A 26637-nucleotide genomic window follows, 5' to 3' on the forward strand; every position below is an offset into this window, starting at 1 on the left:
GTTCACACGAAGACACGAAGGCACGAAGGGCTTTCGTTTAACTCCATGTTTGTCGGCACTTCGAAGTCTGCGGCATTCGGCATCGTCCAGATGATAGATCGGCTGCGCCGGAAAAGGGACATCTTCATGTCTTCGTGCCTTCGTGTGAGCCGATCTTTTCTTGCCCCGCACAGTGCCTCTGCCTAAAGCCGCAGCCACTATGAAACGCACCACCGGACAGGACCGCTCGATCACTTCCAAATGGCGTGCAGCCACCCGCGCCGTGCGCGCCGGGACCTGGCGCAGCGAGCAGGGGGAAACGAGCGAGGCGCTCTTCGTCAATTCCGGCTTCAGCTATGACAGCGCCGAACAGGTGGCCGCGCGGTTCCAGGGGGAAGAGCCCGGTCCGGTCTATTCCCGTTTCCAGAACCCGACCACGGCCATGCTGGAAGAACGCATCGCCATGATCGAAGGGGCAGAGGCGTGCCGCACCCAGGCTTCGGGCATGGCGGCGATGACTTCCGCGCTGTTGTGCCAGCTTTCCGCAGGCGACCATATCGTCGCAGGGCGCGCCGCTTTCGGGTCGTGCCGCTGGATCGTGGATAACCTGCTGCCCCGCTTCGGGATCGAAAAGACCATTGTCGATGCGCGCGACAATGCCGCCTGGGAAGCCGCGATCCGGCCCAATACCAAGGTGTTCTTCTTCGAAACCCCGGCGAACCCGACGATGGACATTGTCGATCTGGAATTCGTCTGCGGGCTGGCAAAGTCAAAGGGGATCACCACGGTGGTCGACAATGCCTTTGCCACGGGAGCCTTGCAGCGCCCGATCGAATTCGGCGCGGACGTGGTTGCCTATTCCGCGACCAAGCTGATGGAAGGGCAGGGCCGCGTCCTGCTCGGCGCGATCTGCGGAACGGCGGAATTCATCAACGACGTGCTGATGCCGTTCCAGCGCAACACCGGCCCGATTGCCGCGCCGTTCAATGCCTGGGTCGTGCTGAAGGGGCTGGAAACCCTGCCGCTGCGCGCCAAGGCGCAGAGCGCGAGCGCCATGGAAGTGGCGCGGTTCCTGGAAGGGCGCGGGGTCCAGATGCTCCACCCCGGTCTGGAAAGCCACCCGCAGCACGCCGTGGCGGCAAAGCAGATGGATGCGTTCGGCAATATCTTCAGCTTCAACCTGAAGGACCGGGCTGAGGCTTTCGCCATGCTCAACGCGTTCGAGTTGATCGACATTTCGAACAACATCGGCGATGCCAAGAGCCTGGCCTGCCACCCGGCCAGCACCACCCACAACAACATGGGCCCGGAAGGCCGCGCCGAGGCGGGCGTGGGCGAAGGGATGATCCGCATGAACGTGGGGCTGGAAGACGTGCAGGACCTGATCGAGGACCTGGACCGGGGGCTGCGCGCGATCGGGCGCTAAGCCCGCCGGGAACTTTCCGCGGTTTGAGGCGTTGAGCCGGGACATAATTGCGCCCGTCGCGGGTGCGTGCCCGGGGAACCCGAACAGAGATGAGCCGCCAGGAACCGTTCGCCGCGATGGATTACGCGGGCCTGTTTGCGGCAATCGTCAACTCGGTCGATGCGGCGGTGATCTCCAAGACCTTGGACGGCAGGATCCTCAGCTGGAATCCGGCGGCTGAGCGGATCTTCGGCTGGACGGCGAAAGAGATGATCGGCCAGTCGATCCGCCTGATCATTCCCGAAGAACGCCAGTCAGAGGAAGACGATATTCTGGCGCGGGTGGAGCGCGGGGAAAATTCCATCCAGCTGCGTACCGAACGCATCCGCAAGGACGGGACTCTAGTCCATCTTGAGATCATGGTCTCGCCGGTCAAGGACCGCGAAGGGCGGATCATCGGTGCCAGCAAGATCGGGCGTGACGTCACCCGCGAAGTCGAAACGCGCCGCGCGCTGAATGCGGCCGAAACGCGGTTCCGTCTGATGGCGGACAATATCGCGCAGCTGGCCTGGATTGCGGACGCGAAAGGCTGGATGTTCTGGTACAACAAGCGCTGGTTCGACTACACCGGGACCACCCAGCAGGATGTCGAAGGCAACGGCTGGCGCGACCAGATCCACCCCGACCATGTCGAGCGCGTCGAAGCGCACGTTGCGCGCTGCCTGAAAGAAGGGGTGGAGTGGGAGGATACGTTCCCGATCCGCGCGGCTGACGGCACTTATGGCTGGTTCCTCTCGCGTGCAGTGCCACTGCGGGATAAGTCTGGCGACATCGTCTGCTGGTTCGGCACAGCCACTGACATTACCGAGCGTAGGGCGGCGGAGCGGCAGATCGAATTGCTGCTGATGGAAGTCAACCACCGTTCGCGCAATCTGCTGACCGTAGTGCAGTCCCTGGCCGAACGCACGGCGGAGCACAGCGAGGATTTCCTGCCGCGCCTTCGCGAACGGATTGCTGGCCTTGCGGCGAACCAGGACGTCCTGGTCAAGCGCAACTGGCGGCAAGTGCCTTTAAGCGAACTGGTCGATGCGCAGCTTGCTTTCCTGGAGGACCGGCTGACGCAAGTCGAGCGGGACGGCCCGGACGTGATCATCCAGCCCGGTGCGGCGGAATCGCTCAGCATGGCGCTGCATGAAATGGCCACCAATGCCGAAAAGTACGGCGCGCTATCCGTGCCGGAAGGCCGGGTTACGATCCGTTGGCGGATCGAGCCGGGGCAGGGAGAACCGCGCTTTGTGCTGACCTGGGAGGAAAGCGGCGGACCGGCGGTCACGCCGCCCACCCAGCGCGGCTTTGGCAGCCGGGTGATCGAGGACGTTCCAGCGCGAAAGCTGCGTGCCGATGTCGAATGCAGCTACGATCCGGGAGGCTTCCGCTTCTCGCTCGCCTGCCCGGTGAGCCACGTGTTCGAGATGTAGGCCGGATTGAAGCGAGGCTACTCCCGCGCCAGGAACAGGACGTCGCGGGGTTGGGACAGGAGGTGCTGGCCGGAATCAACGTAGATCGTCTCTCCGCTTGCCAGCCAGCCCTGCGCCATGAACAGCGCCGCCTGGGCCAGTTCCGCCGGGTCGGTCAGGCGCTGCAACAGGTTCATCCGGCCGGAAATCTCGTGCTCTTCCTCAGCCTGGTCAAAGCTGGGCAGCATGGCACCAGGGGCCAGGCCATAGATGCGGGTGGCCGGATCGTCCTGCGCCATGGCCAGCATTCTGACCGTGCTGGCAAAGGCGTGCTTGGCCATGGTGTAGCTGAAGAAATCGGGATTGGTGTTGATCAGCTTCTGGTCAAGGAACTGGATCACCCGCTTGCCGCCCTGCGATTTTGCCCGGGCTAGAAAAGCCTGGGCCATGGCCGTCGGCGTTTCGGCATTGACCCGTATGGCTTCGGCAAAGATTTCCGGCTGGATGGCCTGTGCGGTATCGGGCTTGAACACGGCGGCGCTGTTCACCAGTACGCGCCAATCAGGCAGGCGGGCCGCCACTTCGGCAATCATTGCCAGGCCGGCTTCACGGTCGACCAGGTCAGCCTCGACCACTTCCGCGCTGGGCAGGGTGGCGGCAAATTCGCGGGCGAGGGCGGGGGAGTGGCCAGCGTGGATCACCACGTGCCAGCCGCTATCGGCAAAGCGGCGCGCCAGAACAGCGCCAATGCGCTTTGCCGCGCCGGTAATCAGGACTGCTGGTCGGACCATCCGTGCAGGCTTTGCTGAGGATGGTCCGCCAGGTCAACAGCCCCGAAGGGAATGCTTAGCGGCAGCGGGTCCGGCCCTGGGCCAGTTCGTTGCCGATGAAGGCGCCTGCGGCGGCGCCCAGGATGGTGCCGGTCGCCCGCTCGCCGCGGGTATCGACTGCGCGGCCCAGCAGTGCGCCCAGGGCGGCACCGGCCAGCAGGCCGACCGTGCCATCACCCCGGCGGCAGTAGTAGCGACCATCGTCGCCGCGCCAGTAGCGGACGCCGTTTTCAGCGCGTTGATAGCGGATATCGCCGTTCTTGGCCCGCCAGCCATGAGCTGGAGCCCAGCGCGGCGGATCGGCCAGGGCCGGGGCGGTCGCGCCAAACATCGTGGCCGCCAGGATCGACGCGGTAAGGGCCTTGTTCATGGATCATGCTCCTGTTGTTCTTGTCAGAAGCACAGTGGAACGCGCCAAATGAACGGCAGCTTTCTCGCATGGGCGAACCGTGGCGCAAGTGCGCCAAGCCGTTGCGGAATTTCGATTTCAGTCCGGCTTCAGCCGAGAGCCGCTTGCTTTTCTTCGGCCAGCCGGTCCAGTTCGGCGCGGCTCATCTTCTTGGCGGCGGTCTTGAGCTGGCCGCAAGCCGCGTCGATGTCGCGCCCGCGCGGGGTGCGCACCGGCGCGCTGATGCCCGCTTCGAAAACGATCTCCGAAAAGCGGCGGATGCGTTCCGGCGTGGAGCATTCGTAAAGTGCGCCGGGCCAGGGGTTGAACGGGATCAGGTTGACCTTGGCTGGCAGCTTGTAGTGCTTGATCAGGCGGACCAGTTCGCGCGCGTGCTCGTCGCTGTCGTTCTTGTCCTTGAGCATCACATATTCGAACGTGATGCGGCGCGCGTTCGAGGCACCGGGATAGTCGGCGCAGGCCTGGAGCAGTTCTTCCAGCCCGTACTTGCGGTTGATCGGCACGATCTCGTCGCGCACTTCCTTGGACACGGCGTGGAGCGAAACGGCCAGGTTCACGCCGATTTCCTCGCCGCACTTGGCCATCATCGGCACCACGCCGCTGGTCGACAGCGTGATGCGGCGCTTGGACAGGGCCAGACCGTCGCCGTCCATCACCAGTTTCAGTGCGTCGCGGACATTGTCGAAGTTATAGAGCGGCTCGCCCATGCCCATCATGACGATGTTGGTCAGCAGGCGGCCGTCGGACGAGTAACCGCCTTCGTCCTCGTCCTCGTCCAGTCCGGCCATCGAACCCTTGGGCCATTCGCCCAGCGCATCGCGGGCAAGCATGACCTGGCCGACGATCTCACCGGGGGTGAGGTTGCGCACCAGCCGCATGGTCCCGGTGTGGCAGAACCGGCAGTTGAGCGTGCAGCCGACCTGGCTGGACACACACAGGGTGCCGCGGTCCGCATCCGGGATGAAGACCATTTCAAACTCGTGGTCGTCCGCTGTTTTCAGCAGCCACTTGCGCGTGCCGTCGCTGGAGTGCTGGGCCAGGACGATTTCCGGGCGGCCAATCACGAAGCGCTCGGCCAGCCACGGGCGCATGGTCTTGGCAATGTCGGTCATCGCCTCGAAATCGGTGACGCCCCGGTGGTAAAGCCAGTGGAACACCTGCTTGGCGCGCAGCTTGGCCGCCTTGGCATCAAGGCCCGCGCTTTCGAACAGTTCGGCAATCCGCTTTTTCGGCAGGCCGATCAGGTCGACGCGGCCATCCTCACGCGGGGTGATGTCGCGCGGGACGGTGACGGGATCGATTTGTCCCGGAATCGACATGAGTGCAGTATCGGCCATAGGCGGCGCGATATAGTGCGGGAGCGGCGAAAAAGCTACCGCAACTGCGCGCAGCCCAGCGCAGCGGCGTCCATCGCGGTGGCCGCCCCTTCCAGCGCATAGGTGTTGGTAAAGCCGCGCCCGGTGCCATCGCGGGCCTGAACGGTCATGTCGCGGGCAGAGCGCATGGCGGCCAGGATCGCCGCATCGCCGCGCTTGTCAGCCGCCCAGGCATCGGCACCGCCGCCGACCAGGACCATGCGCTGCCCGCCGATCGAAAGCGTGATCGGCGCGCCAGGCCGGACCTGCCGGGACAGGCGGAAGTGGACCTGTCCGCGCACCTGCTGGCGCGGCCACCAGGCCACCGTGGCAAAGGGCTGGAATTCGCGCTTCAGCGTGGAGGGTGCGGCCATGGCAATGGCATAGCAGCGCGGCGCGCGCGGATCGCGGAAGGCCGCCCATTGGCCAAAGGTGCCCAGGGCATCGCGCGCCAGCGCCGGCGTGGCGATCAGCACGGAAAGGACCAGCAGGCGGCGCAGCATCAGCGGCTATTCCCCGATCAGGTCGAGATAGGCAACCACATCGTTGTCGGTGGCGATGAACAGGCCGGCCTGGACCTCTTCCGGCTGCTCGGCGGCCAGGCGCAAGGCCTCGGTCAGCGGGGCATAGCACAGGGTGGTGGCCGCGCCGCCTTCGCTGGCGTCGTCCAGGTGGTAGAGCCGCACCGTGGCGTGATCGTAGGTGGTCCGCATCAGTCGTCCTGCTCTCGCTTTGCTCCGTCCAGCAGCCGCGCCGCGCGCTGCGCATCGATCTGCTGGCGTTCCTTCTCCGCCCTGGTGCGGCCGTGAAGGGCGCGGTTCTGCTCTGCTTGCCGCGCTGCCTCGCCGCGGGCCTTGGCCTTGCGGGCCAGACGCAGGTTGATCACTTCAGCCATTTTCAGCACTGCTCCGGGTAAGTGATTGCGATGACTTCCCATTCCTTTTCACCGCCGGGCAAGCGAACCTTGCGCAGGTCGCCCAGGGCCGCGCCGCGCAGCGCTCGCGCCATGGGGGCGCTCCACCCGATCTGCCCGCTGGAGGCATCCTGCTCGTCATCGCCGACCAGAGTGACGGTGCGGTGGTTGTCATCCTCATCCGCGATGGTCACGGTCGCACCAAACCAGGCGCGGGTGCGGTCCTGCTGGCTGGCCGGATCGACCACGCGGCAGGCCTTCATCCGCCGGGCGAGGTGGGCCAGCTCCCGGTCGATCTCGCGCATCCGCTTGCGGCCATAGAGGTAATCGCCGTTCTCGCTGCGGTCGCCATTGCCAGCTGCCCACGAGACGATCTCGACGATGGCCGGGCGCTCGGTGCCCAGCAGATGGTCATACCGCGCGCGCAGTTTGGCCATTCCGGCTGGCGTGATGGGTGGGCCTTCCTTGACGATACTCATGGCGCGAAGCGGCGGTCCTTTGCTCCCCTCCCGCTTGCGGGAGGGAATTCTTGCTTTTCCCCTCCCGCTTGCGGGAGGGGCAGGGGAGGGAGTGTTATCCAACTTTGCTCCACATGCCCTCCCCCGACCCCTCCCGCAAGCGGGAGGGGAGAGGATGGGGCCATGGACCTTGCTTTATCCTGGATAGCGCTTGCCCAGGAAAAAGCTGAGCGGATTGGGGCCCTTGTTGATCGCGCGGGCCGGATACATCGCTTCATAGACCACCGCGTTTTCCAGCACCCGCTGCACATAGTTGCGGGTTTCGGTCACCGGGATCTTCTCTACCCATTCGACCCAGTCCATCGCCCCGGTGCGGGGATCGCCATTGGCGCGCAGCCACTTGTTCACATTGCCCGGACCCGCGTTGTAGGCGGCCACGGCCAGTGGGTAGGAGCCGCCGTAATAGTCCAGCATTCGCCGGAAATAGCCATCGCCCAGCAGCATGTTGTAACCGGCATCGCGGGTTAGGGCCGAGGGGTCATAGTCCATTCCCATCTTGCCCGCCTGCTCGCGCGCCGTGCCCGGCATCAGCTGCATCAGCCCGCGCGCCCCGGCATGGCTGATCGCGTTCATGGCGAACTGGCTTTCCTGCCGGGTGATCGCGTGGACGAAGGTCCAGTTCGCGCCCTGCGGGATCGGGATCAGCGGAAAGCTGGTACGACGGAACACGCCGTGGCCGTCCACGTGCGCGGCCTGGCCCAGGATCACGCCCAGATCGCGGCGGCCCAGTTCGCGGGCGAGATCGGCCACCAGCACGTGATCGGCCTCGCTGTCGGCCTGTTCGGCGATTTCCTTGAAGAAGCGCACCGCAGTTGGCCAATCGCTGTCGCGCGCGACTTCGCGCACGGCGCGGGTAAGCGGGCGGCTCTGGAAGGCCTGACGCTCAACCTGCGTGGGAATGGCCGTGGGATCACTGCCCAGCGGCGGGACCGGACGGCCCAGCCGCTCCAGCGCGAGCAGTCCGTAATACTGGTCGGGATATTGCGCTGCCATTTCGAAATAGCGCAGCGCCTCCGCCTGGTTGCCCGCCTGTGCGGCGGCGCGGCCCGCCCAATAGAAACCCTTGGTGCGGGTCTGCGGAGTGCGGGCCGCCGCGCCATAGCGCCAGAACAGCGGGGCCGCGCGCATGCCATCGCCCAGCGACCACAGCGCCTTGGTTCCGCCCAGCCACATCAACGAAGTATAATCATCGCGCAGGCCAAAGCTTTGCGCCGAAACGTCGGTGCCCGGGGCAAAGGTATCGTCCACCGATGCGGCAATCCGCGCCGCGCTGCCTCCGTCGACGTTGCGGGCCACCGCGAGCAGCTCGGAAATCCACTTGCGCGGGTCGCGCGGCGGCACGGCAAAGCGGGGTCGGCTGGCCAGCAGGTTCGCCGCCGTGGCGCTTTGCCCCGCACTGCGAAGCTGGCGGCTGCGGTTGTAGAGGTAGCCCGGATCGCCCAGCACGTCAGGGCCAAGCTGGATTCCGGCGCTGGCCGGATCGATTCCCTTCGTCAGTCCCAGCCGCGCCGCCAGCGCCATGCGGCGCGCGGGCGAGACATAGAGCAACTGCCGCTCTGCCTGGGCATCGGCATTGGCCCAGAGCAGGGCATCCATCCGGGTGTCGTGGTCTTCGGGCGTCAGCGTGGGAGCAAGCCGTGCGAACAGCGTAGCTTCGGCCATGTCGCCCAGCAGCCCGCCGCGCCATGCCTCCAGCGCAACGCGGCTCGCTTCCGGGCGGCCCAGGGCGTAAAGCGCGACGGCATATTGCCCGCGTCCGACATTGCTGAGGGGCGGGTAGCGGTCGAAAAAGCCGACCACCTGCTGCGCAGGCACGCTTTCGCGTTCCAGCGCCTTTTCGGCAAAGCCGCGCAGCTTGGCCTCTTCAGGCAGGCCGGGGTAGGTCAGCAGAAAGCCGGAATAGTCGCCAAAGGTGAAGCTGGGACTGGCGGTGAGTAGGCGCCAGCGCTCGACCGCCAGGTGCATGTCCCCCGGCGGCTGGGCGCGCACGGCGGTGCGGGCGTGGTCCCACTCCATCCCGTCCGGGTGCGCCGGCTGAGCCCATGCAGGAGCGGCATGGAAAGCCAGTATTGCGAGGGTCGAAGCAAAGGTGGTGCGAAGCATGCTGGACATTCTGCGCAAAGGCTCCTTATGGCAGGCTGAACAGCCCGTATGGGGCATTTGCAGGGATAAAGTCCATGTTCTCCGGCTCGATTCCGGCCCTAGTCACCCCCTTTGTGGATGGTGCCATCGATGAAGCCGCCTTTCGCCGCCTGATCGACTGGCAGATCGAGGAAGGCTCTTCCGCGCTGGTGCCTTGCGGCACGACGGGAGAGGCGCCGACGCTCAGCAACGATGAACAGCACCGCCTGTTCGCCATTACCGTAGAGCAGGCCAAGGGCCGGGTTCCGGTCATCGCGGGCTGCGGCAGCAACGATACGCAGACCGCACTGTGGCACATGCAGGAAGCAAAGGCCGTGGGCGCGGATGCCGCGCTGATGGTCGCGCCCTATTACAACCGCCCCAGCCAGGCCGGGCTGCTGGCCCATTTCAGCTATCTGGCCGAGCGGGTTGCCCTGCCCATCGTGCTGTACAACGTGCCGGGCCGCACCGTGACCGACATCAAGCCGGAAACCGTGATCGAACTGGCGCGCCGCTTCCCGGACCGGATCGTGGGGATCAAGGATGCCAGCGGCGACATGACCCGCCTGACCGCGCACCGCATGGCGCTGGGCGAAGGGTTCGACCAGATTTGCGGCAATGACGACATGGCCCTGCATTACAATGCGGGCGGCGGAACGGGCTGCATTTCCGTGACGGCCAACGTGGCGCCGCGCCTTTGCGCCGAATTCCAGGCGGCGAGCCTGGCAGGCGACATGGACCGCGCACACGAAATCAACCAGCGGCTGTTCCCGCTGCACCAGGCGCTGTTCACCGATGCCTCGCCTGGTCCGGTGAAGTATGCCCTGGCCAAGGTGCTGGGCTGGATTGGCGAGGAAGTGCGCCTGCCGCTGGTCGCCTGCTCTGCGGAATCGCGCCGCGCGGTCGATACGGCGCTGGCCCACGCCGGTCTGGCGTAAACGCTGTACCGCCCTGGATTGCTTCGTCGCTAAGCTCATCGCAATGACGGGGGGCTAAAGCCGTTCGTGGTGAGGAGGAGCCGAAATCGCAGATTGAGGATCCGTCTCGAACCACAGCTTTTTACGCAGTCCTCCGAGACGGCACTTCAGCCTGCGGCTTCAGCACCTCCTCAGGACGAACGGACGTGGGTCTCAACTCCGCTCAGGCTGAGCTTGTCGAAGCCGTGGATTGGTTCATGCAAAGGCGCGGAGAAGAAAAGGAAGGCGCGAAGGGGTAAGGGCGCAACAGCTGCGCGCCTATGCGTCCTCTGCGTCCTTTGCGTTCTTTGAGCGAACCTTCACACGTCACCCCGGCGAAGGCCGGGGCCCAGTCCGGACAATAAGCGCCGCACAGCGGCTCAGTTTTGCTGGTGGGTCTGGGCCCCGGCCTGCGCCGGGGTGACGGCAGGGGAGGGGTGGCCAGCCGTTTGCCTCTGGCTCCGCGCGCCCCATTCGTCTCCGCGCCCCTCTTTTGCTTTTGTGTCTTTGCTGAACCATCGGAAGCCGGTTTGCATTTCGCGCCGGGCAGCCTACATGCGCGAAGACCATGGCCCGCCCAACCCACGCCCAGTTCGACAAGAAGAAGATCGTCGCCGAAAACCGGCGCGCGCGGTTCGACTATTTCATCGAGGATACGACCGAGGCGGGAATCGCCCTGACCGGGACCGAAGTGAAGAGCCTGCGCTTTGGCGAGGGCTCGATTGCGGAATCCTATGCCGAAGTGAAAGACGGCCAGGTCTGGCTGATCAATTCCAACGTCCCCGAATTCAGCCACGGCAACCGTTTCAACCACGAACCCAAGCGTCCGCGCAAGCTGCTGCTCCACGCGCGTGAGATCGATCGCTTTACCGGCGCGGTCGAGCGCAAGGGGATGACGCTGGTTCCGCTGTCGATCTATTTCAACAGCCGGGGCCGGGCCAAGGTGGAGCTGGCTCTGGCCAAGGGCAAAAACGTTGCGGACAAGCGCGCCACGATCAAGGAACGTGACTGGAAGCGCGATCAACAGCGGATTATGCGGGACTACAAATGAGCACCTTCGTCTCCCGCATTTCCGGTTGGGCCCAGCGCAACATGCCCAAGCGCGAAGAGCTGGAGCATGTCCGCTTCGTCGGTCCCTTTGCCCGCAGGCCGGAACTGTGGCGCTTTACCCGCCGTTCGGTGCCGCGCGGCGTGGCCGTGGGCCTGCTGATCGGCATCTTCGCGCTGATCCCCGGCATCCAGATCGTCGGCGCAGCGCTGATGTGCGTGCCCAGCCGGGGCAACATCCCGCTCGCCGCGCTGATGACCTTCCTGTCGAACCCGGTCACGACTCCGCTGATCCTGATCGCTTCGGCCTGGATCGGCAACGGGCTGGGCTATCACGCCGACCTGGAAACGCTCTATGCCTTGATGGACCGCCGCGCCAGCCTGGGCGAATGGTCCACCTGGTTCTTCTCCGACGCGGCCCCTGCCGTCCTGATCGGGCTGTTCACGATCTCGACCGTGGCTGCAGCCATCGGCTACCTCGTCTCGTCCTTCACCTGGAACTGGTGGGTGCGGCACAAGCGCAAGATCGCGCTTGAGCGGATCCGCGAAGCGCGGGGCGAGGGGTGAGCCCCGGTTTGCCCGCCCCCGGTGCCCGGCTGTCCGAGCGCCTGGTGCTGGGCGGCGCTCTGCTGGCAAGCCTGATCCTGGTCTGGCTGGCAACGCGCCAGCTGGTTGCCCTTGCCGCCTTCGCGGGCGGACTTGGCGCGTTTGGCGCCGTCGTCTGGGCCTTGACCCGCCGTGCGCCCAAGGCTCCGGAAATCGAATATGCCCTGCCGGACTGGTCGGTCACCGTCACCGCGATTGACCGCACCGACGCCGCGATTGCCGTGACCGACCGGGCCGGGCGGCTGGTCTGCGCCAATCCGCTCTACGAAAAGTGGTTCACTGCCGATCATGCCCCGCCACGCCTGCCGGTGGATAACGCCAGCCTGGAACGCCTCGCCAAGGCGGGGCGGGCTGCCTGGCGCGACGGCAAGGGCGTGGTCGACGTGATCGAGAGCGAGCAGGGCGGACGCTGGAAAGTCACCGCGCTCCGCTCGGGCCGGGGCGACGATTACCTCGTCTGGACCGTCACTGCGGTGACGCCGCCCGATTTGGTCGCGGAACTGGTTCCCTATCTGGATGGCAAGCTGGGCCGCGCGCTCAGCCAGGCCGGCTTTTCCCTCGCCATTGTCGATCCTGATGGCAAAGTGCGCGCGGCCAGCTCCGGCTTTGCCCAGCGTGCTGCCGGGGACGCCGGCGCGATCCTGACCGGACAGGAATTCACCGCGCTGCTGCGGCAGGACGAAAATGACAAGATCACCTGGGCGCGCGAAGGCAGCAAGGGCGCGCCGCTCAGCCTGTTCTACATCCCGGTGATCGATCCCGATGCGCCCGGCTCGGTCGATTACGAGATCACCCCTTCGCTGATCCTGCTGGCCGACCACGGCGTCGGCATTGGCGGCGGGGGGAGCGAGGCGACAGCGGCGGTCCCGCATCTGGAGGCGCTGCTCTCGCAGTTGCCGCTGGGCCTGGCCATGGCCGACCGCGACGGGCGGATGCTCTTCGCCAATGTTGCCTTCATGCGCGCTGCCGGGCGCGAGGGCGATCCGCCGCCGACCTATCCCACCGACCTGGTGGTGCAGGAAGACAAAGGGCCGCTGTCCGACGCGGTCCGCCGCTTTGCCCAGGGCCCGGCGGCCAGCGGGGATATTGCCGTGCGCCTGCGCAGCCAGCCGGAAGAGCCGGTCAACCTCAGCCTTGCCGGAGTGCGCGGGCTGGGTGAGGCAGCGGTCCTGCTCGGCCTGACCGACACGACCGAGGAAACCCGGCTCAAGCGGCAGGTGGCCCAGGCGACCAAGATGCAGGCGGTCGGGCAGCTGGCGGGCGGCGTCGCGCACGATTTCAACAATGTCCTCACCGCGATCCTGGGCATTTGCGACCTGATGCTGCTGCGCCATACGCCGGGCGACAGCGACTATGACGATATCCAGCAGATCCGCGCCAATTCCAACCGCGCCGCCAGCCTGACGCGCCAGCTCCTCGCCTTCAGCCGCCAGCAGACCCTGCGCCCCGAAGTGCTGCAATTGCCGGATGTCCTGTCCGACGTGTCGCACCTGCTCAAGCGGCTCATCGGGGAAAAGATCCAGCTGGTGGTCAAGCACGACCGCGACCTTGGCCCCGTCCGCGCCGACCCGACCCAGCTGGAGCAGGTGATCGTCAACCTGGCGGTCAATGCCCGCGATGCCATGCAGATGCGCGGCGATGGCAGCGGCAAGCTGACCATGGCGACGCGCAAGGTCAGCGCGGCGGACGTGCGGGCGATGCGCAGCGCGATCATGCCGCAGACCGACTATACCGCGCTGATCGTGGAAGACACCGGCTGCGGGATTGCGCCCGATCACCTCGGCAAGATTTTCGAACCGTTCTTCACCACCAAGGAAACCGGCAAGGGCACCGGGCTGGGCCTCTCGACGGTCTACGGCATCGTCAAGCAGTCGGGCGGCTTCATCTTTGCCGATAGCGAAGTGGGTCGCGGCACCAAGTTCACCGTCTATCTGCCGGTCTATCACGCCGCTCCCGGGGAAAGCCCGGGCAAGGCGGTCAAGGTGGAGGAAGTGCGCGAATGGTCGGGCGGCGGCAACGTGCTGCTGGTCGAGGACGAGGACATGGTCCGCGCCGTCGCCGAACGCGCGCTGACCCGGGCGGGCTATTCCGTCACTCCGGCCAGCGACGGCGACGAGGGCCTGGAGATCGTGCGCAGCGGCGCGCAGTTCGACCTGATCGTGTCGGACGTCGTCATGCCCGCGCTGGACGGCCCGTCGATGGTGCGCGAGATTCGCAAGCTCGATCCGCAGATCCCGGTGCTGTTCATGTCGGGCTATGCCGAGGAGCAATTGCGCAAGGAAATCGACATTACCGACGTCCGGTTCCTGCCCAAGCCGTTCACCGTGCAGCAGATTACCGAGAAGGTGGGGGCCGTGCTGGCCGCTGCGAAGGGCTGAATTGCAAAGCGTTATCAAAAAACGGAAAAATCTTGTCGTTCCCCTCTTGTTCCATAAGAACAAATGCGATACATAATGGCGAGTTGACCTTCCGGGTCGGCTAGGTACGCAAGGGGAACTTCGATGGGTGCTCAACTCAAGCTGATTCAGGAAGGCAAGGACAACATGGACCGTCAAAAGGCGCTCGAAGCAGCGCTGGCGCAGATCGACCGGGCGTTTGGCAAGGGCTCGGCAATGAAGCTGGGTTCCAAGGAAACGATGCAGGTGGAGGCTATTTCCACCGGCTCGCTTGGCCTGGACATTGCCCTGGGCATCGGCGGCCTGCCGCGTGGCCGCATCATCGAAATCTACGGTCCCGAAAGCTCGGGCAAGACCACCCTGGCGCTGCACGCCATTGCCGAAGCGCAAAAGACCGGCGGCACGGCAGCCTTTGTCGACGCGGAACACGCGCTCGATCCAGTCTATGCCAAGAAACTGGGCGTCAACATCGACGAACTGATCGTATCGCAGCCCGACACGGGTGAGCAGGCGCTCGAAATCGTCGATACCCTGGTGCGTTCCAATGCGATCGACGTGCTGGTGGTGGACTCGGTTGCTGCCCTGGTGCCCCGCGCCGAAATCGAAGGCGAAATGGGCGACAGTCACGTCGGCCTCCAGGCCCGCCTGATGAGCCAGGCCCTGCGCAAGCTGACCGGTTCGATCAGTCGCTCGCGCTGCATGGTGATCTTCATCAACCAGGTCCGCATGAAGATCGGCGTGATGTACGGCAATCCGGAAACCACCACCGGCGGCAATGCGCTGAAGTTCTACGCCTCGGTCCGTCTCGACATCCGCCGCACCGGGCAGATCAAGGACCGCGACGATATCGTCGGCAACGCGACCCGCGTCAAAGTGGTCAAGAACAAGGTCGCCCCGCCGTTCAAGCAGGTCGAATTCGACATCATGTACGGCGAAGGCATTTCCAAGATCGGCGAAATCCTTGACCTTGGGGTCAAGGCTGGCCTGGTCGAAAAGTCCGGCGCCTGGTTCTCGTACGACAGCATTCGCATCGGGCAGGGGCGTGAGAACGCCAAGACCTACCTGAAGGAAAATCCCGAGCTTTGTGACCGGCTGGAGGCTGCCATTCGCAGCCAAACCGAAGGTCTTGCCGGGGAGATGATGACCGGTCCGGACGCGGAGGACGACATCTGATCCCTGAGAGCTTCCGGCCCGGCAGGCCGCCCGCCTGCCAGAACCGGGACTGAATGGAGGGCGCTCCCGTTCCCCGTACCCCGTGGGGCGTCCTCCAGACCATAAACCGGCGCGGCGAGCCACCCGGCTCCCGCGCCGGTTCTGTTCTTGCGGTTGATTGCTGGGCGCTCCGTGCGGAGCCACCCAAGCTGGCCCCCGGATCAAGTCCGGGGTGACGGCATTGCGGTAGTCCTCCACGCCGTTCGTGGTGAGGAGGCGCCGAAATCGCAGATTGAGGACCCGTCTCTAACCACAGCGCCTCAGGCAGTCCTTCGAGACGGCGCTTCAGCCTGCGGCTTCAGCACCTCCTCAGGACAAACGGCGATGGGATTAAACACCCCGCTCAGGCTGAGCCTGTCGAAGCCGGGTTGCGCCAAATTGTTCACGCAAAGGCGCAAAAAGAAGGAAAGGCGCAAAGGATATGCCGCCGCAGGCGCGCATCCTTCATCCGGTGCGTTTGCGGCGAGCCAGGAACAGCAGGCGACAGAGCCACAAACGCAACCCCTTCGCGCCTCCCTTCTTCTCTGCGCCTTTGCGTGAACCATTCCGAGCTGGCCGAAGACGCAGCGCGGGAAGGAAAACGCAGCTTCTGCCGCCCTGGATTGCTTCGTCGCTGCGCTCCTCGCAATGACGAGGTTTGATTAAATCCGTTCGCGGTGAGGAGGAGGCGAAATCCTGGATTGAGGACTCGTCTCGAACCACAGCGCCACAGGCAGTCCTTCGAGACGGCACTTCAGCCTGCGGCTTCAGCACCTCCTCAGGACGAACGGCCATGGGATCAAACACCTCGCTCAGGCTGAGCCTGTCGAAGCCGGGGTGCGACAAATTGTTAATGCGAAGGCGCAAAAAGAAGGAAAGGCGCAAAGGATATGCCGCCGCAGGCGCGCATCCTTCATCCGGTGCGTTTGCGGCGAGCCAGCAACAGCAGGCGACAGAGCCGCAAACGCAACCCCTTCGCGCCTCCCTTCTTCTCTGCGCCTTTGCGTGAACCATTCCGAGCTGGCCGAAGACGCAGTGCGGTAAGGAAAACGCAGCTTCTGTCGCCCTGGATTGCTTCGTCGCTGCGCTCCTCGCAATGACGGGGTTTGATTAAATCCGTTCGTGGTGACGAGGAGGCGAAATCCTGGATTGAGGACCCGTCTCGAACCACAGCGCATCAGGCAGTCCTTCGAGACGGCACTTCAGCCTGCGGCTTCAGCACCTCCTCAGGACGAACGGCAATCGGATCAAATACCCCGCTCAGGCTGAGCCTGTCGAAGCCGGATTGCTCGGCGCAACCTCGGCAGACCACAGCACCCTCAATGCGCCGCCGCGCTCCGCGCCTTGATCACTTCGTCCGCATGTTTCCCGCCCAGTTCCGCCAGGTGATCGAAGCTCGCGCTGAACTCCGCGAGGCCCTGGCTGAGCGAGCGCAGTTCCGCATCGAGCCGGTGCAGGGCGCTTTCTGGCAGCAAGGCCTCGACCCGTTCCCAGCGGGACCATTCCGGGTGCGGGGACAGGCCCAGAATCTGCCCGCGCCGTGCCGAAAGGACCGAGCCCGCCTTGGACCCTGTCCCGCCCGGCGTGTCCACGGCCACCTTGGCCACCGGCTCCAACAGGAAGGGTGAAGCCTTCTCCAGCGCTTCGGTCATGGCCATCCTTCCCGCCACGCGGAAGGCGAGTTCCGAGCTATCGACCGAGTGAAACGAACCGTCGGTCAGTGTCACTGCCACGTCGACCACCGGAAAGCCCAGCGGCCCGCGCTCCATCGCGTCTCGGATGCCGGCTTCCACTGCGGGAATATACTGGCGCGGGATCGCGCCGCCGGTGATCCTGTCTTCGAACTGGAAACCCGCCCCCCGCTCAAGCGGACGGATTTCGATCACGCAGTCGCCATATTGGCCGTGGCCTCCCGACTGCTTCTTGTGCCGCCCGCGCGCGCCTGCCGCCTTGCGGATCGATTCGCGATAGGGAATGCCCGGAGCGCGCGTGTCCACCGCCACGCCATAGCGGCGTTGCAAGCGGCCCAGCACGACGGCCAGGTGATCGACGTTGATCCCGCGCAGGACGGTTTCGTGGCTGGCATCGTCCTGGTTCCATTCCAGCGCCGGGTCCTCTTCGCACAGCCGGTGGAGCGCGGTTGACAGCTTGACGTCATCCTTGCGGTCCCGGGTGGTGATGGCGACGGCCGCGTTGCGGGCGGGATAGTCCGGCGCGGCTGCCCCGGCCGCCCCTTTGCCCCCCAGGATCATGCCGCAGCGCGCACCCTCGATCTTGGCCACCGCGACGACATCTCCCGTCCGCGCCTCGGCCAGTTTCGTGGTCTTTTCGCCCTGGACCAGGAACAGCGATCCGGCCCGTTCCGCCGCGCCGTCCACGACCAGTTCGTCGCCTTCGCGCAAGGCCGCGCCCAGCACCCGGCCTAGCGCCAGCCGCCCCATGGCGCCGCCATTGGCGATCTTGAACACGTGCAGCGCGCTGCCTCCTTCCAAGCCCAGACGGGCCGCCGTGGCCTCGGGAGGAGGCGTTTCGTGGCGCAGCATCTTGAGCAGACGGTGCACCCCGCCATCGCTCAGCGCCGAGCCGAGCAGCACCGGAACCACCTTGTTCTGCGCCGTATCGACGGCCAGGTCGCGCAGGACCAGATCCTGGTCCGGTTCCTGATCCATCAGCAGCGCTTCCAGCAGGGCATCATCGAAATCGGCTAGCGTTTCCAGCAGATGGGTGCGCTCTTCCTTCTCCCGCGCCAGCAGTTCGCCGGGTATCTCGGTCCGCTCGCTCTCTTTTCCAGGGCGATAGCGATAGGCGCGTTCCAGGGCGAGATCGACATAGCCGGTAATCTCGTCCCCTTCGCGGATCGGAATCTGGCGCAGGGCGAGCGGCTCGCGGCTCATCGGTTGCAGCTGCGCGATCAGTTCGCGCAGCGATCCGGCGCGGGCGTGCTCGATCTTGTTGACGAATAGCGCGTGGGGAATGCCCAGCCGGTCGAGCCGCCGCAGCATCGGTTCGGCCAGGATCGCGCGTTCCGGCGCGGGATCAATCACCACCAGCGCGAGGTCCACCGATTGCAGCGCTGCCAGGCCATCCACCGCGAAACCAGGGCCACCGGGCACGTCGATCAGGGCGAAACGGTCGCCCATGTAGTCCAGGTGATAGAGGTTCATTTCGGTCGAGCTGCCGCGCGCGCGGGCTTCGGGGCTGGCGTCGCCGATGCTGGATCCGGCCTCTACGCTGCCCTGGCGGTTGGTCATGCCGCTGGCGAACAGCAGAGCCTCTGCCAGGCTGGTTTTGCCCGTGCCGGCCGGCCCGACCAGCGCGACCGCACGGGTTGCCGCTCTGCCGCCATTCGTTGCTTTCTGGGTGTTGCCCATCGTCGCCTCCTTGTTCGAACGAGGCGCGCCGGGCGCAAATTCCGTGGGGCGCCCGGGGCGCGTGGAATGAATGGATGGTCTGCCTGTTCAAGATGAGTCGCAAGTCATTTCATGACGACGATTGTTCCTTGTGCGACAAGTCCGCCGTGCTTAACTTCGGTCCATGACTACCGGATCAGACTGGCGCGATGCTGTTGGGCGCACTTGGGCGGATAATTACCGCCTGACGGACCGGTCCTTTGCTGGACTGACCGAGCGATTGCTGGCGCGAATCGGCAGTTGCCAAGGGCAGAACGTCCTCGACATCGGTTGCGGCGCGGGTGAGCTGTCGATCGCGGTTGCCCGGGGCAACGATGGCGCGAACGTGATCGGAGTCGACGTTTCGCCCGCGCTCGTGGCAGCGGCTGTAAAGCGCGGTTCGGAACATCCCAACCTGCGCTTTGAAGAAGCCGATGCCGGGTCCTGGACGCCGAGCGGCTTCCGTCCCGACAAGCTGATTTCCCGCCACGGCGTCATGTTCTTCGATGCGCCGCGCGGTGCCTTTTCCCACCTGCGGGAGATCGCCGCGCCGGGCGGAGAACTGATCTTCAGCTGTTTCCGCAGCCCGAAGCTGAATCCCTGGGCCAGCGAGATGGCCAGCCTGCTGAAACTGCCGCCCAATCCCGATCCGCGCGCGCCGGGGCCGTTCGCTTTCGCCGATCAGGATCACGTCCGCTCGATCCTGACTGATGCGGGCTGGCAGGACGTGGAACTGGCCGAAACCGACTTTGCCTATGTGGCCGGAGTGGGCGACGACCCGGTTGCGGACGCGCTCGATTTCTTCAGCCGGATCGGCCCTGCCGCGCCTGCCTTGCGGGCGCTGGAGGGCGAGGAGCGGGAGCGCGCGCATAGGTGGATCCGCGAATGGCTGGAGCAGCACCGCAGCGGAAACCTGGTCGCCTTTGCCGGTGCAGCCTGGATTGTAACCGGAAAAGCCTGAAAACCGGCGCTTGACGCTTGCCGCTCGGCCAAGCGTGGCTTATCGGCGGCGACATGACCTCGACGAACGAAATCCGCCGCTCTTTCCTCGAATACTTCGGCTCCAACGGGCACGAAGTGGTGCAGAGCGCGCCTCTGGTGCCGTACAACGATCCCACCCTGATGTTCACCAACGCGGGGATGGTGCCGTTCAAGAACGTCTTTACCGGGCTGGAAACCCGCGCCGTACCGCGCGCGACCTCCAGCCAGAAGTGCGTGCGCGCGGGCGGCAAGCACAACGATCTGGACAATGTCGGCTATACGGCGCGGCACCACACCTTCTTCGAAATGCTCGGCAACTTCAGCTTTGGCGACTATTTCAAGGAACAGGCCATCACCCATGCCTGGACCCTGCTGACCAAGGAATGGGGCCTGCCCAAGGACAAGCTGCTCGCCACGGTCTATCACACCGATGATGAAGCCTTCGCCCTGTGGCAGAAGATCGCCGGCCTTCCGGAAGACCGCATCATCCGCATTGCGACCAAGGACAACTTCTGGGCCATGGGCGACGATGGCCCGTGCGGTCCGTGCTCGGAAATCTTCTTTGACCACGGCGACCACATCTGGGGCGGCCCTCCGGGATCGCCGGAGGAAGACGGCGACCGCTTCATCGAGATCTGGAACCTGGTGTTCATGCAGTTCGAGCAGACCGCCGGGGAAATCACCGGCGAACTGCCCAAGCCCAGCATCGACACCGGCATGGGCCTGGAACGCATCGCCGCCGTGCTCCAGGGCGAGCACGACAATTACGATACCGACACGTTCAAGGCGCTGATCGCCGCTTCGGAAAGCCTGACCGGCGTGAAGGCCCAGGGCGAACAGCAGGCCAGCCACCGCGTGATTGCGGACCACTTGCGATCGACCAGCTTCCTGCTCGCCGATGGCGTGCTGCCCAGCAACGAAGGGCGCGGCTATGTGCTGCGCCGGATCATGCGCCGCGCGATGCGCCATGCGCACCTGCTGGGCGCGAAGGACCCCTTGATGCACCGCCTGGTGCCCGCGCTGGTCGCGGAAATGGGCGCGGCCTATCCCGAACTGGGCCGGGCGCAGCCGCTGATCGAGGAAACCCTCCAGCGCGAGGAAGTGCAGTTCCGCCGCACCCTGGCCAATGGTCTCAAGCTGCTGGACGAAGCGACGGCTGATCTGGGCGAGGGCGCCGAACTGCCGGGCGAAACCGCGTTCAAGCTCTATGACACCTACGGCTTCCCCTATGACCTGACCGAGGACGCGCTGCGCGCCCGCGGGATCGGGGTGGACAAGGCCGGGTTCGATGCCGCCATGGCCCAGCAGAAGGCGGCGGCACGCGCGGCCTGGAAGGGCTCTGGCGAGGCGGCGGACAGCGAAGTCTGGTTCGACATTGCCGAGCGCGAAGGCGCGACCGAGTTCACCGGCTATGCCGCCGCCACGGGCGAGGCGCAGGTCGTCGCCCTGGTCCAGGGCGGCAAGGAAGTGACCAGCGCCAAGGCGGGCGAGGCGGTGACTGTCATCACCAACCAGACCCCGTTCTATGGCGAAAGCGGTGGCCAGATGGGCGACGCGGGCACGATCACGACCGCTGCCGGGCTGAAGCTGGTGGTGGTCGATACGGCCAAGCCGCTCGGCCGCCTCCACGCGCACCAGGCCAAAGTTGAGGCGGGCGAGATCAAGGTGGGCGACATGGTCCGCCTGGACATCGACGTGGAACGCCGCGACGCGATCCGCGCCAACCATTCGGCCACGCACCTGCTGCACGCGGCGCTGCGCAACCGCCTGGGCGGTCACGTAACGCAGAAGGGCTCGCTGGTCGCGCCGGATCGCCTGCGGTTCGACTTCTCGCAGCCGACCGCGCTGACGCCGGACGATATTGCGGCGATCGAAGCCGAAGTGAACGCGGAAATCCGCGCCAATGATCCGGTCGTCACGCGCCTGATGACGCCTGACGATGCCATTGCCGCCGGGGCCATGGCGCTGTTCGGCGAAAAGTATGGCGATGAAGTGCGCGTGCTCAGCATGGGCCGCACCACGGACAAGACCTATTCGGTCGAACTGTGCGGCGGCACCCACGTCCGCGCGCTGGGCGACATTGGTGTGTTCCGCATCGTTTCGGAAAGCGCGGTCAGCTCTGGCGTGCGCCGGATCGAGGCGCTGACGGGCGAGGGTGCACGGCAGTGGCTGGTGGGCCGCGAGGACGCGCTGAAGAGCGCCGCCAGCCTGCTCAAGACCACGCCGGACGAGGTCGAAACCCGCGTTGCGGCGCTGCTCGACGAACGGCGCAAGCTGGAGCGGGAACTGGCCGAGGCGAAGAAGGCGCTGGCGCTGGGCGGCGGCGGAGCCAAGGCTGAGGCTGCCGACGAGGAAGTGGGCGGAGTGAAGTTCTCCGGCCAGGTGCTCGACGGGCTTGATCCCAAGGAACTGCGCGGCCTGCTCGATCAGGCCAAGCAGCGGCTCGGTTCGGGCGTGGCGGTGATCGTTGCGGTCAATGACGGCAAGGCGAGCATCGCCGCTGCCGTGACCGACGACCTGACCGGCAAGGTCAGCGCGGTCGACCTGGTCCGCGCCGGCGTGGAAGCGCTGGGCGGCAAGGGCGGCGGTGGCCGTGCCGACATGGCCCAGGGCGGCGGTCCGGACGGTGACAAGGCGGCGGACGCCATTGCTGCTGCGAAGGCTGTGCTGGCGGGCTGAATTAAGAGGCTGCTTGAGCGGCCCTGGATTGCTTCGCTCCGCTCGCAATGACGGATGCAGATTCGTCATTGCGAGGAGGCGGAGCCGACGCGGCAATCCAGGCGGTTTACGCTAAGCGCTCAACTACAATTACCTGCCCCGGCTGGTCCCGCGCGTTTCGGGTTCGGAGCCGCGCGGCAGGTCCTTTTCGGGCATGGTCGCGTCGGTCTGCTGCGGGCGCTTGATCTTGCCCTTTTCCTCGCCCTGCTGGTGGGAAAGCTGGTGGGTTTCTTCGGCGCTGTGCGGGTCGCGGTCGGCCATTTCGGGTTCTCCTTTGCAGGAATAACCCGTTAGCCCGGGGCGCGTTCCCGAAGCGTGCTGGTGCGCAGCAGCGGCTTTTCGTCCAGGTCGCCTTCCTCCATGATCTTTTCGCGCAGTTCGTCGCGCTTGCCATGGATCGAGGCGATGACCGGCCCCATCGGCACGCCGATTTCCACCAGCGCGGCTTCCGACAATTGCAGCGAGGCCTCCAGCGCTTCGGGGATCGCGTGGCTGGCGCCCGCCTTATACAGCGCGGCAGCGTGGCCGGTATCGCGGGCGCGGGCCAGGATCGGCAGGTCGGGATAGGCCTTGCGCAATTGGCGCACCATGCGCAGCACGGCGACCGGCTCGTCCATGGTCAGGACGACCGCACAGGCCTTTTCGGCATCGAAGCGCATCAGCGCGCCGCTCTGGGCCGCATCGGCATATTCCGCGCGCAGACCCATCTTGCGGGCCTCGCGCACCTGGTCCGCGTCGGCATCGATGATCAGGTAGGGCTTGCCGTGGGTGACCAGCATGTCGGCCACCAGCCGTCCGACGCGCCCGCCGCCGATGATCAGCGTGCGTTCCCGCTCGCCCTCGTCGGGCAGGCTGTCGACCGCACCGGCCTGGTCGACGCGGCGTGCTAGCCAGCGACCGAAGATCGCCAGCAATGGCGTGACAGTCAGGCCCAGCGCGGTGACGATCTGCCAGAACTGCGCCGCGTCCGGCCGAATCAGGTTCACCGCAACGGCGCTGGTCAGGACGATCAGGGTGGTTTCGGAAGGGCTGGACAAGAGAATGCCGGCCTCTGTCGCCGTAGCCGTGCGATAGCCGTGAAGGCGCAGCAGCAGGCCGGTCACCAGCGCCTTTGCGGCCAGGATCAGCACGGTGGCCAAGACGATCTCGCCCAGCCGCGCCACGACCAGGCCCAGGTCCAGGCTCATCCCCACGGTCAGCAGGAAGACCCCCAGGGCCAGCCCCTTGAACGGTTCGATGATCGATTCGACTTCCGCGTGATAGTCCGTCTCGGCAATCAGCAGGCCCGCCACCAGGGCGCCGACGATGGGCGAAAGACCAACCGCGCCGGTCGCCAGGGCCGACACGATCACGACCAGCAGGCTGGCGGCGAGGAACAGTTCGGGGCTCTTGGTCCGGGCAGCCTGCGCGAACAGGCGGGGCAGGGCGAACCGGCCAATGCCGAGCAGGGCGACGATGACCAGCGTGCCCATGCCCAGGGTATGCAGGAAATCGCCCAGGTCGGCGCTTTGCTCCCCCCGGCCCATGGCGCCAAGCAGGAAGATGATCGGCACCAGGGCAATATCCTCGAACAGCAGGGTGCCCAGAGCGGCGCGTCCGACCGGCGTGGTCGTATCGGCAATGCGCAGGACCAGCGCGGTGGAGGACAGGGCCAGCGCCAGGCCCAGCGCCAGGGCGGTCGGCACCGAATTGCCCAGGAAGATCAACACTAGCGCAATCAGCGCCCCGCCGCCGAACAGCTCCATCGGCCCGATCCGGAAGATCGTCCGCCGCATCTGCCACAGGCGCTGGAACGAAAGCTCAAGCCCGATGGAAAACAGCAGCAGTATGATGCCGAACTCGGCAAAGGGGGCCAGCCGTCCCGGATCGCTGATGGTGACGTAGGACAGCCACGGGAATTCCGGCGCCATGCCCCCCAGCCCGAACGGGCCGACCAGCACGCCCGCCAGGATGAAACCGATCACCGGGGTGATGCGGAACCGTGCAAACAGCGGAATGACAATGCCCGCCGCGCCCAGAATGACAAGCGCGTCGCCAAGCGATGAAGTTGGAATGAATTCAGTGGGGCCGGCCATGACGGCACCCTAGGGCAGGGGCAGGCCGCTTGTCACGGGGCGGCGCAAAAAAGAAAACGGCGGCAGAAGTTTCCTTCCGCCGCCGCGTGTCCGGGAAAAGGCTGGCTGGAGCTTACTTCCAGTTGGCCATTTCGGCTTCGAGGTTCTTTACGATCGCTTCGAAGAAGCCTTCGGTGGTCAGCCAGGGCTGTTCCGGGCCGATCAGGATCGCGAGGTCCTTGGTCATCTGGCCGCCTTCGACGGTGTCGATGCAGACCTTTTCCAGCGTTTCGGCAAAGCGCACCACGTCGGGCGTGTTGTCGAACTTGCCGCGATAGATCAGGCCGCGGGTCCAGGCGAAAATGCTGGCGATCGGGTTGGTGCTGGTCGCCTTGCCCTGCTGGTGCTGGCGGTAGTGGCGGGTCACGGTGCCGTGAGCGGCTTCGGCTTCGACCGTCTTGCCGTCCGGAGTCATCAGGACCGAGGTCATCAGGCCCAGCGAGCCAAAGCCCTGCGCAACGGTATCCGACTGCACGTCGCCGTCATAGTTCTTGCAGGCCCAGACAAACTTGCCCGACCACTTGAGCGCGGAAGCGACCATGTCGTCGATCAGGCGGTGTTCGTAGACGATGCCGGCTGCGTCGAACTTTTCCTTGAAGCCTTCGGTGTCGAACACTTCCTGGAACAGGTCCTTGAAGCGGCCGTCATAGGCCTTGAGGATGGTGTTCTTGGTCGACAGGTACACCGGCCAACCCAGACCCAGGCCATAGTTGAAGCTGGCGCGGGCGAAGTCGCGAATCGAATCGTCCAGGTTGTACATCGCCATGGCGACGCCCGCGCTGGGGAACTTGAACACTTCAAGGTCGATGGTCTGGCCATCGTCGCCGTCGAACACCAGGCGCAGCGTGCCCGGGCCGGGGATCAGGGTGTCGGTCGCCTTGTACTGGTCGCCGAAAGCGTGACGGCCGACGACGATCGGATCGGTCCAGCCCGGAACCAGGCGGGGAACGTTCTGCATGACGATCGGTTCGCGGAACACCACGCCGCCCAGGATGTTGCGGATCGTGCCGTTGGGCGACTTCCACATCTTCTTGAGGCCGAATTCCTCAACGCGGGCTTCGTCCGGAGTGATCGTCGCGCACTTGACGGCGACGCCGAATTCCTTGGTTGCATTGGCGGCGTCAACCGTGATGCGGTCGTTCGTCTCGTCACGCTTTTCGATCGAGAGGTCGTAATACTTAAGGTCGATGTCGAGATAAGGCAGGATCAGCCGTTCGCGGATCCACTGCCAGATGATGCGGGTCATTTCATCGCCGTCCATTTCGACGACGGGGTTCGTAACCTTGATCTTGGCCATTGGCTTTTGCTTTCCCCGGGGATGTGAAACGCGCTCCCCTTAGCAGAGCCGTGACGGTGCGCAAGTAAGGGCTGGACGGGGCGGGCAGAGCGCTTTAATCGTCCGGTTAAACGTCCTGTTTGAGAGGAGCCACAACATGAGCGAAGCCCCTGAAGTCCTGACCGAAGTCGAAGACGGTGTCCTGATCGTCACGATGAACCGTCCCGAAGCCAAGAATGCGATGAACAAGGGGCAGTGCGAAGGCATCGCCGCCGCGATGGACCGGCTGGAAGCGGACCCCGATCTGCGCTGCGCGATCCTGACCGGTTCGGGCGGCACGTTCTGCTCGGGCATGGACCTCAAGGGCTTCCTGCGCGGTGAGCGTCCCAGCATCGAAGGGCGCGGATTCGGCGGCCTGACCGAATGGACTCCGTCCAAGCCGATCATCGCTGCGGTCGATGGTTATGCCCTGGCGGGCGGCATGGAACTGGCGCTGAGCTGCGACCTGATCGTGGCCAATGCCAATTCGAAGTTCGGCATTCCCGAAGCCAAGCGCGGCCTGGCTGCCGCCGCTGGCGGTCTGATCAAGCTGCCGCGCCAGATTCCGCCCCGCATCGCGATGGAACTGGCCCTGACCGGCGACTTCATCGATGCCAAGCGCGCTTATGAGCTGGGCTTCATCAACCGCATCGTCGAAGGCCCGGCCATCGAAGGTGCGAAGGAACTTGCCCGCGCCGTTGCCGCCAACGGTCCGCTCGCCCTGATCGCGTCGAAGGCGATCATCCGCGATTCGCACAGCTGGTCGGAAGAAGAGATGTGGAAGAAGCAGGCGTCCTACATCGCGCCGGTCTTCTCCAGCGAAGACGCCCGCGAAGGCGCGGCTGCCTTTGCCGAAAAGCGCAAGCCGAACTGGAAGGGCAAGTAAGCCCCTTTTTCGAAGCTGCCACGTGAATCGAAGGCCTCGGGTTTCCGGGGC

22 protein-coding genes are annotated in these 26637 nt (G+C 65.4%); 10 read left to right on the plus strand and 12 right to left on the minus strand.

The window, feature by feature from the left end; genetic code table 11:
• The first annotated feature begins 199 nt into the window (after positions 1-199).
• Entirely contained in the window at positions 200-1405 is a 1206-nt protein-coding gene (locus ACQKOE_RS00235) for a trans-sulfuration enzyme family protein (protein WP_427511049.1), read from the plus strand.
• An 89-nt stretch (positions 1406-1494) separates the two neighbouring features.
• Entirely contained in the window at positions 1495-2862 is a 1368-nt protein-coding gene (locus ACQKOE_RS00240; protein WP_427511050.1) for a PAS domain S-box protein, read from the plus strand.
• A 17-nt stretch (positions 2863-2879) separates the two neighbouring features.
• Here ACQKOE_RS00240 and ACQKOE_RS00245 read toward each other — a convergent pair whose 3' ends face one another.
• The 8 genes from ACQKOE_RS00245 to ACQKOE_RS00280 form a co-directional block, all read right to left on the minus strand.
• Positions 2880-3632, minus strand: coding sequence for an SDR family oxidoreductase (locus tag ACQKOE_RS00245; protein WP_427511051.1), 753 nt, complete (start codon positions 3630-3632; stop codon positions 2880-2882).
• A 55-nt stretch (positions 3633-3687) separates the two neighbouring features.
• On the minus strand, positions 3688-4041 hold the full coding sequence (locus ACQKOE_RS00250; RefSeq protein ID WP_374589751.1) for a glycine zipper 2TM domain-containing protein: 354 nt from the start codon (positions 4039-4041) through the stop codon (positions 3688-3690).
• A 128-nt stretch (positions 4042-4169) separates the two neighbouring features.
• Complete coding sequence (rlmN, locus tag ACQKOE_RS00255; protein ID WP_427511052.1) at positions 4170-5417, minus strand: 23S rRNA (adenine(2503)-C(2))-methyltransferase RlmN; 1248 nt, start codon at positions 5415-5417, stop codon at positions 4170-4172.
• A 35-nt stretch (positions 5418-5452) separates the two neighbouring features.
• Positions 5453-5938, minus strand: coding sequence for a hypothetical protein (locus ACQKOE_RS00260; RefSeq protein WP_427511053.1), 486 nt, complete (start codon positions 5936-5938; stop codon positions 5453-5455).
• Between the two features lie 6 nt (positions 5939-5944).
• On the minus strand, positions 5945-6148 hold the full coding sequence (locus ACQKOE_RS00265; RefSeq protein ID WP_374589754.1) for a hypothetical protein: 204 nt from the start codon (positions 6146-6148) through the stop codon (positions 5945-5947).
• Positions 6148-6330, minus strand: a complete 183-nt coding sequence (locus ACQKOE_RS00270; protein WP_427511054.1) for a DUF4169 family protein — start codon at positions 6328-6330, stop codon at positions 6148-6150. The genes ACQKOE_RS00265 and ACQKOE_RS00270 overlap by 1 nt, the downstream gene beginning before the upstream one ends.
• A gap of 2 nt (positions 6331-6332) precedes the next feature.
• Positions 6333-6827 carry a GreA/GreB family elongation factor gene (locus ACQKOE_RS00275; RefSeq protein WP_427511055.1) on the minus strand — a complete coding sequence of 165 codons (495 nt, stop codon included), beginning with the start codon at positions 6825-6827 and terminating at the stop codon, positions 6333-6335.
• Positions 6828-7001: 174 nt separating this feature from the next.
• On the minus strand, positions 7002-8978 hold the full coding sequence (locus ACQKOE_RS00280) for a lytic transglycosylase domain-containing protein (RefSeq protein WP_427511056.1): 1977 nt from the start codon (positions 8976-8978) through the stop codon (positions 7002-7004).
• A gap of 65 nt (positions 8979-9043) precedes the next feature.
• On the opposite strand from ACQKOE_RS00280, the gene dapA reads away from it, so the two are divergent.
• The 5 genes from dapA to recA all read left to right on the plus strand — a co-directional run bounded on the left by dapA (position 9044) and on the right by recA (position 15165).
• Complete coding sequence (gene dapA, locus ACQKOE_RS00285; RefSeq protein ID WP_427511057.1) at positions 9044-9925, plus strand: 4-hydroxy-tetrahydrodipicolinate synthase; 882 nt, start codon at positions 9044-9046, stop codon at positions 9923-9925.
• 586 nt (positions 9926-10511) lie between these two features.
• The gene (gene smpB / locus ACQKOE_RS00290; protein ID WP_374589759.1) at positions 10512-10994 is read left to right on the plus strand and encodes an SsrA-binding protein SmpB; all 483 of its coding nucleotides are present in this window, start codon (positions 10512-10514) and stop codon (positions 10992-10994) included.
• Positions 10991-11557: a DUF2062 domain-containing protein gene (locus ACQKOE_RS00295; protein WP_427511058.1), complete on the plus strand. Its 567-nt coding sequence runs from the start codon at positions 10991-10993 to the stop codon at positions 11555-11557. The genes smpB and ACQKOE_RS00295 overlap by 4 nt, the downstream gene beginning before the upstream one ends.
• Positions 11554-13974 carry a response regulator gene (locus ACQKOE_RS00300; RefSeq protein WP_427511059.1) on the plus strand — a complete coding sequence of 807 codons (2421 nt, stop codon included), beginning with the start codon at positions 11554-11556 and terminating at the stop codon, positions 13972-13974. Before ACQKOE_RS00295 ends, ACQKOE_RS00300 begins: the two co-directional genes overlap by 4 nt.
• A 123-nt stretch (positions 13975-14097) precedes the next feature.
• Positions 14098-15165, plus strand: coding sequence for a recombinase RecA (recA, locus tag ACQKOE_RS00305; protein WP_374589762.1), 1068 nt, complete (start codon positions 14098-14100; stop codon positions 15163-15165).
• Positions 15166-16502: 1337 nt separating this feature from the next.
• On the opposite strand, the gene ACQKOE_RS00310 is transcribed toward recA, so the two are convergent.
• Positions 16503-18554 carry an elongation factor G gene (locus tag ACQKOE_RS00310; RefSeq protein ID WP_427511060.1) on the minus strand — a complete coding sequence of 684 codons (2052 nt, stop codon included), beginning with the start codon at positions 18552-18554 and terminating at the stop codon, positions 16503-16505.
• 163 nt (positions 18555-18717) lie between these two features.
• Between ACQKOE_RS00310 and ACQKOE_RS00315 the strand changes: the two genes are divergently transcribed.
• Together ACQKOE_RS00315 and alaS are read left to right on the plus strand one after the other, a co-directional pair.
• A complete protein-coding gene (locus ACQKOE_RS00315) occupies positions 18718-19533 on the plus strand; it encodes a class I SAM-dependent methyltransferase (RefSeq protein WP_427511061.1) in 816 nt (271 codons plus the stop codon).
• Positions 19534-19586: 53 nt separating this feature from the next.
• Entirely contained in the window at positions 19587-22232 is a 2646-nt protein-coding gene (alaS, locus tag ACQKOE_RS00320; protein ID WP_427511062.1) for an alanine--tRNA ligase, read from the plus strand.
• A gap of 129 nt (positions 22233-22361) precedes the next feature.
• Here alaS and ACQKOE_RS00325 read toward each other — a convergent pair whose 3' ends face one another.
• From ACQKOE_RS00325 to ACQKOE_RS00335, 3 genes are all read right to left on the minus strand, one after another.
• Positions 22362-22532 carry a hypothetical protein gene (locus ACQKOE_RS00325; protein ID WP_374589766.1) on the minus strand — a complete coding sequence of 57 codons (171 nt, stop codon included), beginning with the start codon at positions 22530-22532 and terminating at the stop codon, positions 22362-22364.
• 29 nt (positions 22533-22561) lie between these two features.
• Entirely contained in the window at positions 22562-24346 is a 1785-nt protein-coding gene (locus ACQKOE_RS00330) for a cation:proton antiporter (protein ID WP_427511063.1), read from the minus strand.
• A 112-nt stretch (positions 24347-24458) separates the two neighbouring features.
• Positions 24459-25682, minus strand: a complete 1224-nt coding sequence (locus ACQKOE_RS00335; RefSeq protein ID WP_427511064.1) for an NADP-dependent isocitrate dehydrogenase — start codon at positions 25680-25682, stop codon at positions 24459-24461.
• A 136-nt stretch (positions 25683-25818) separates the two neighbouring features.
• Here ACQKOE_RS00335 and ACQKOE_RS00340 point away from each other — a divergent pair, with 136 nt between their 5' ends.
• Positions 25819-26586 (plus strand): crotonase/enoyl-CoA hydratase family protein, encoded by a 768-nt coding sequence (locus ACQKOE_RS00340; RefSeq protein WP_427511065.1) that lies wholly within the window; start codon positions 25819-25821, stop codon positions 26584-26586.
• Positions 26587-26637 lie beyond the last annotated feature (51 nt).

Origin of the sequence: Novosphingobium sp. NPDC080210, from assembly GCF_050281025.1 — a bacterium.
GTDB lineage: Bacteria > Pseudomonadota > Alphaproteobacteria > Sphingomonadales > Sphingomonadaceae > Novosphingobium.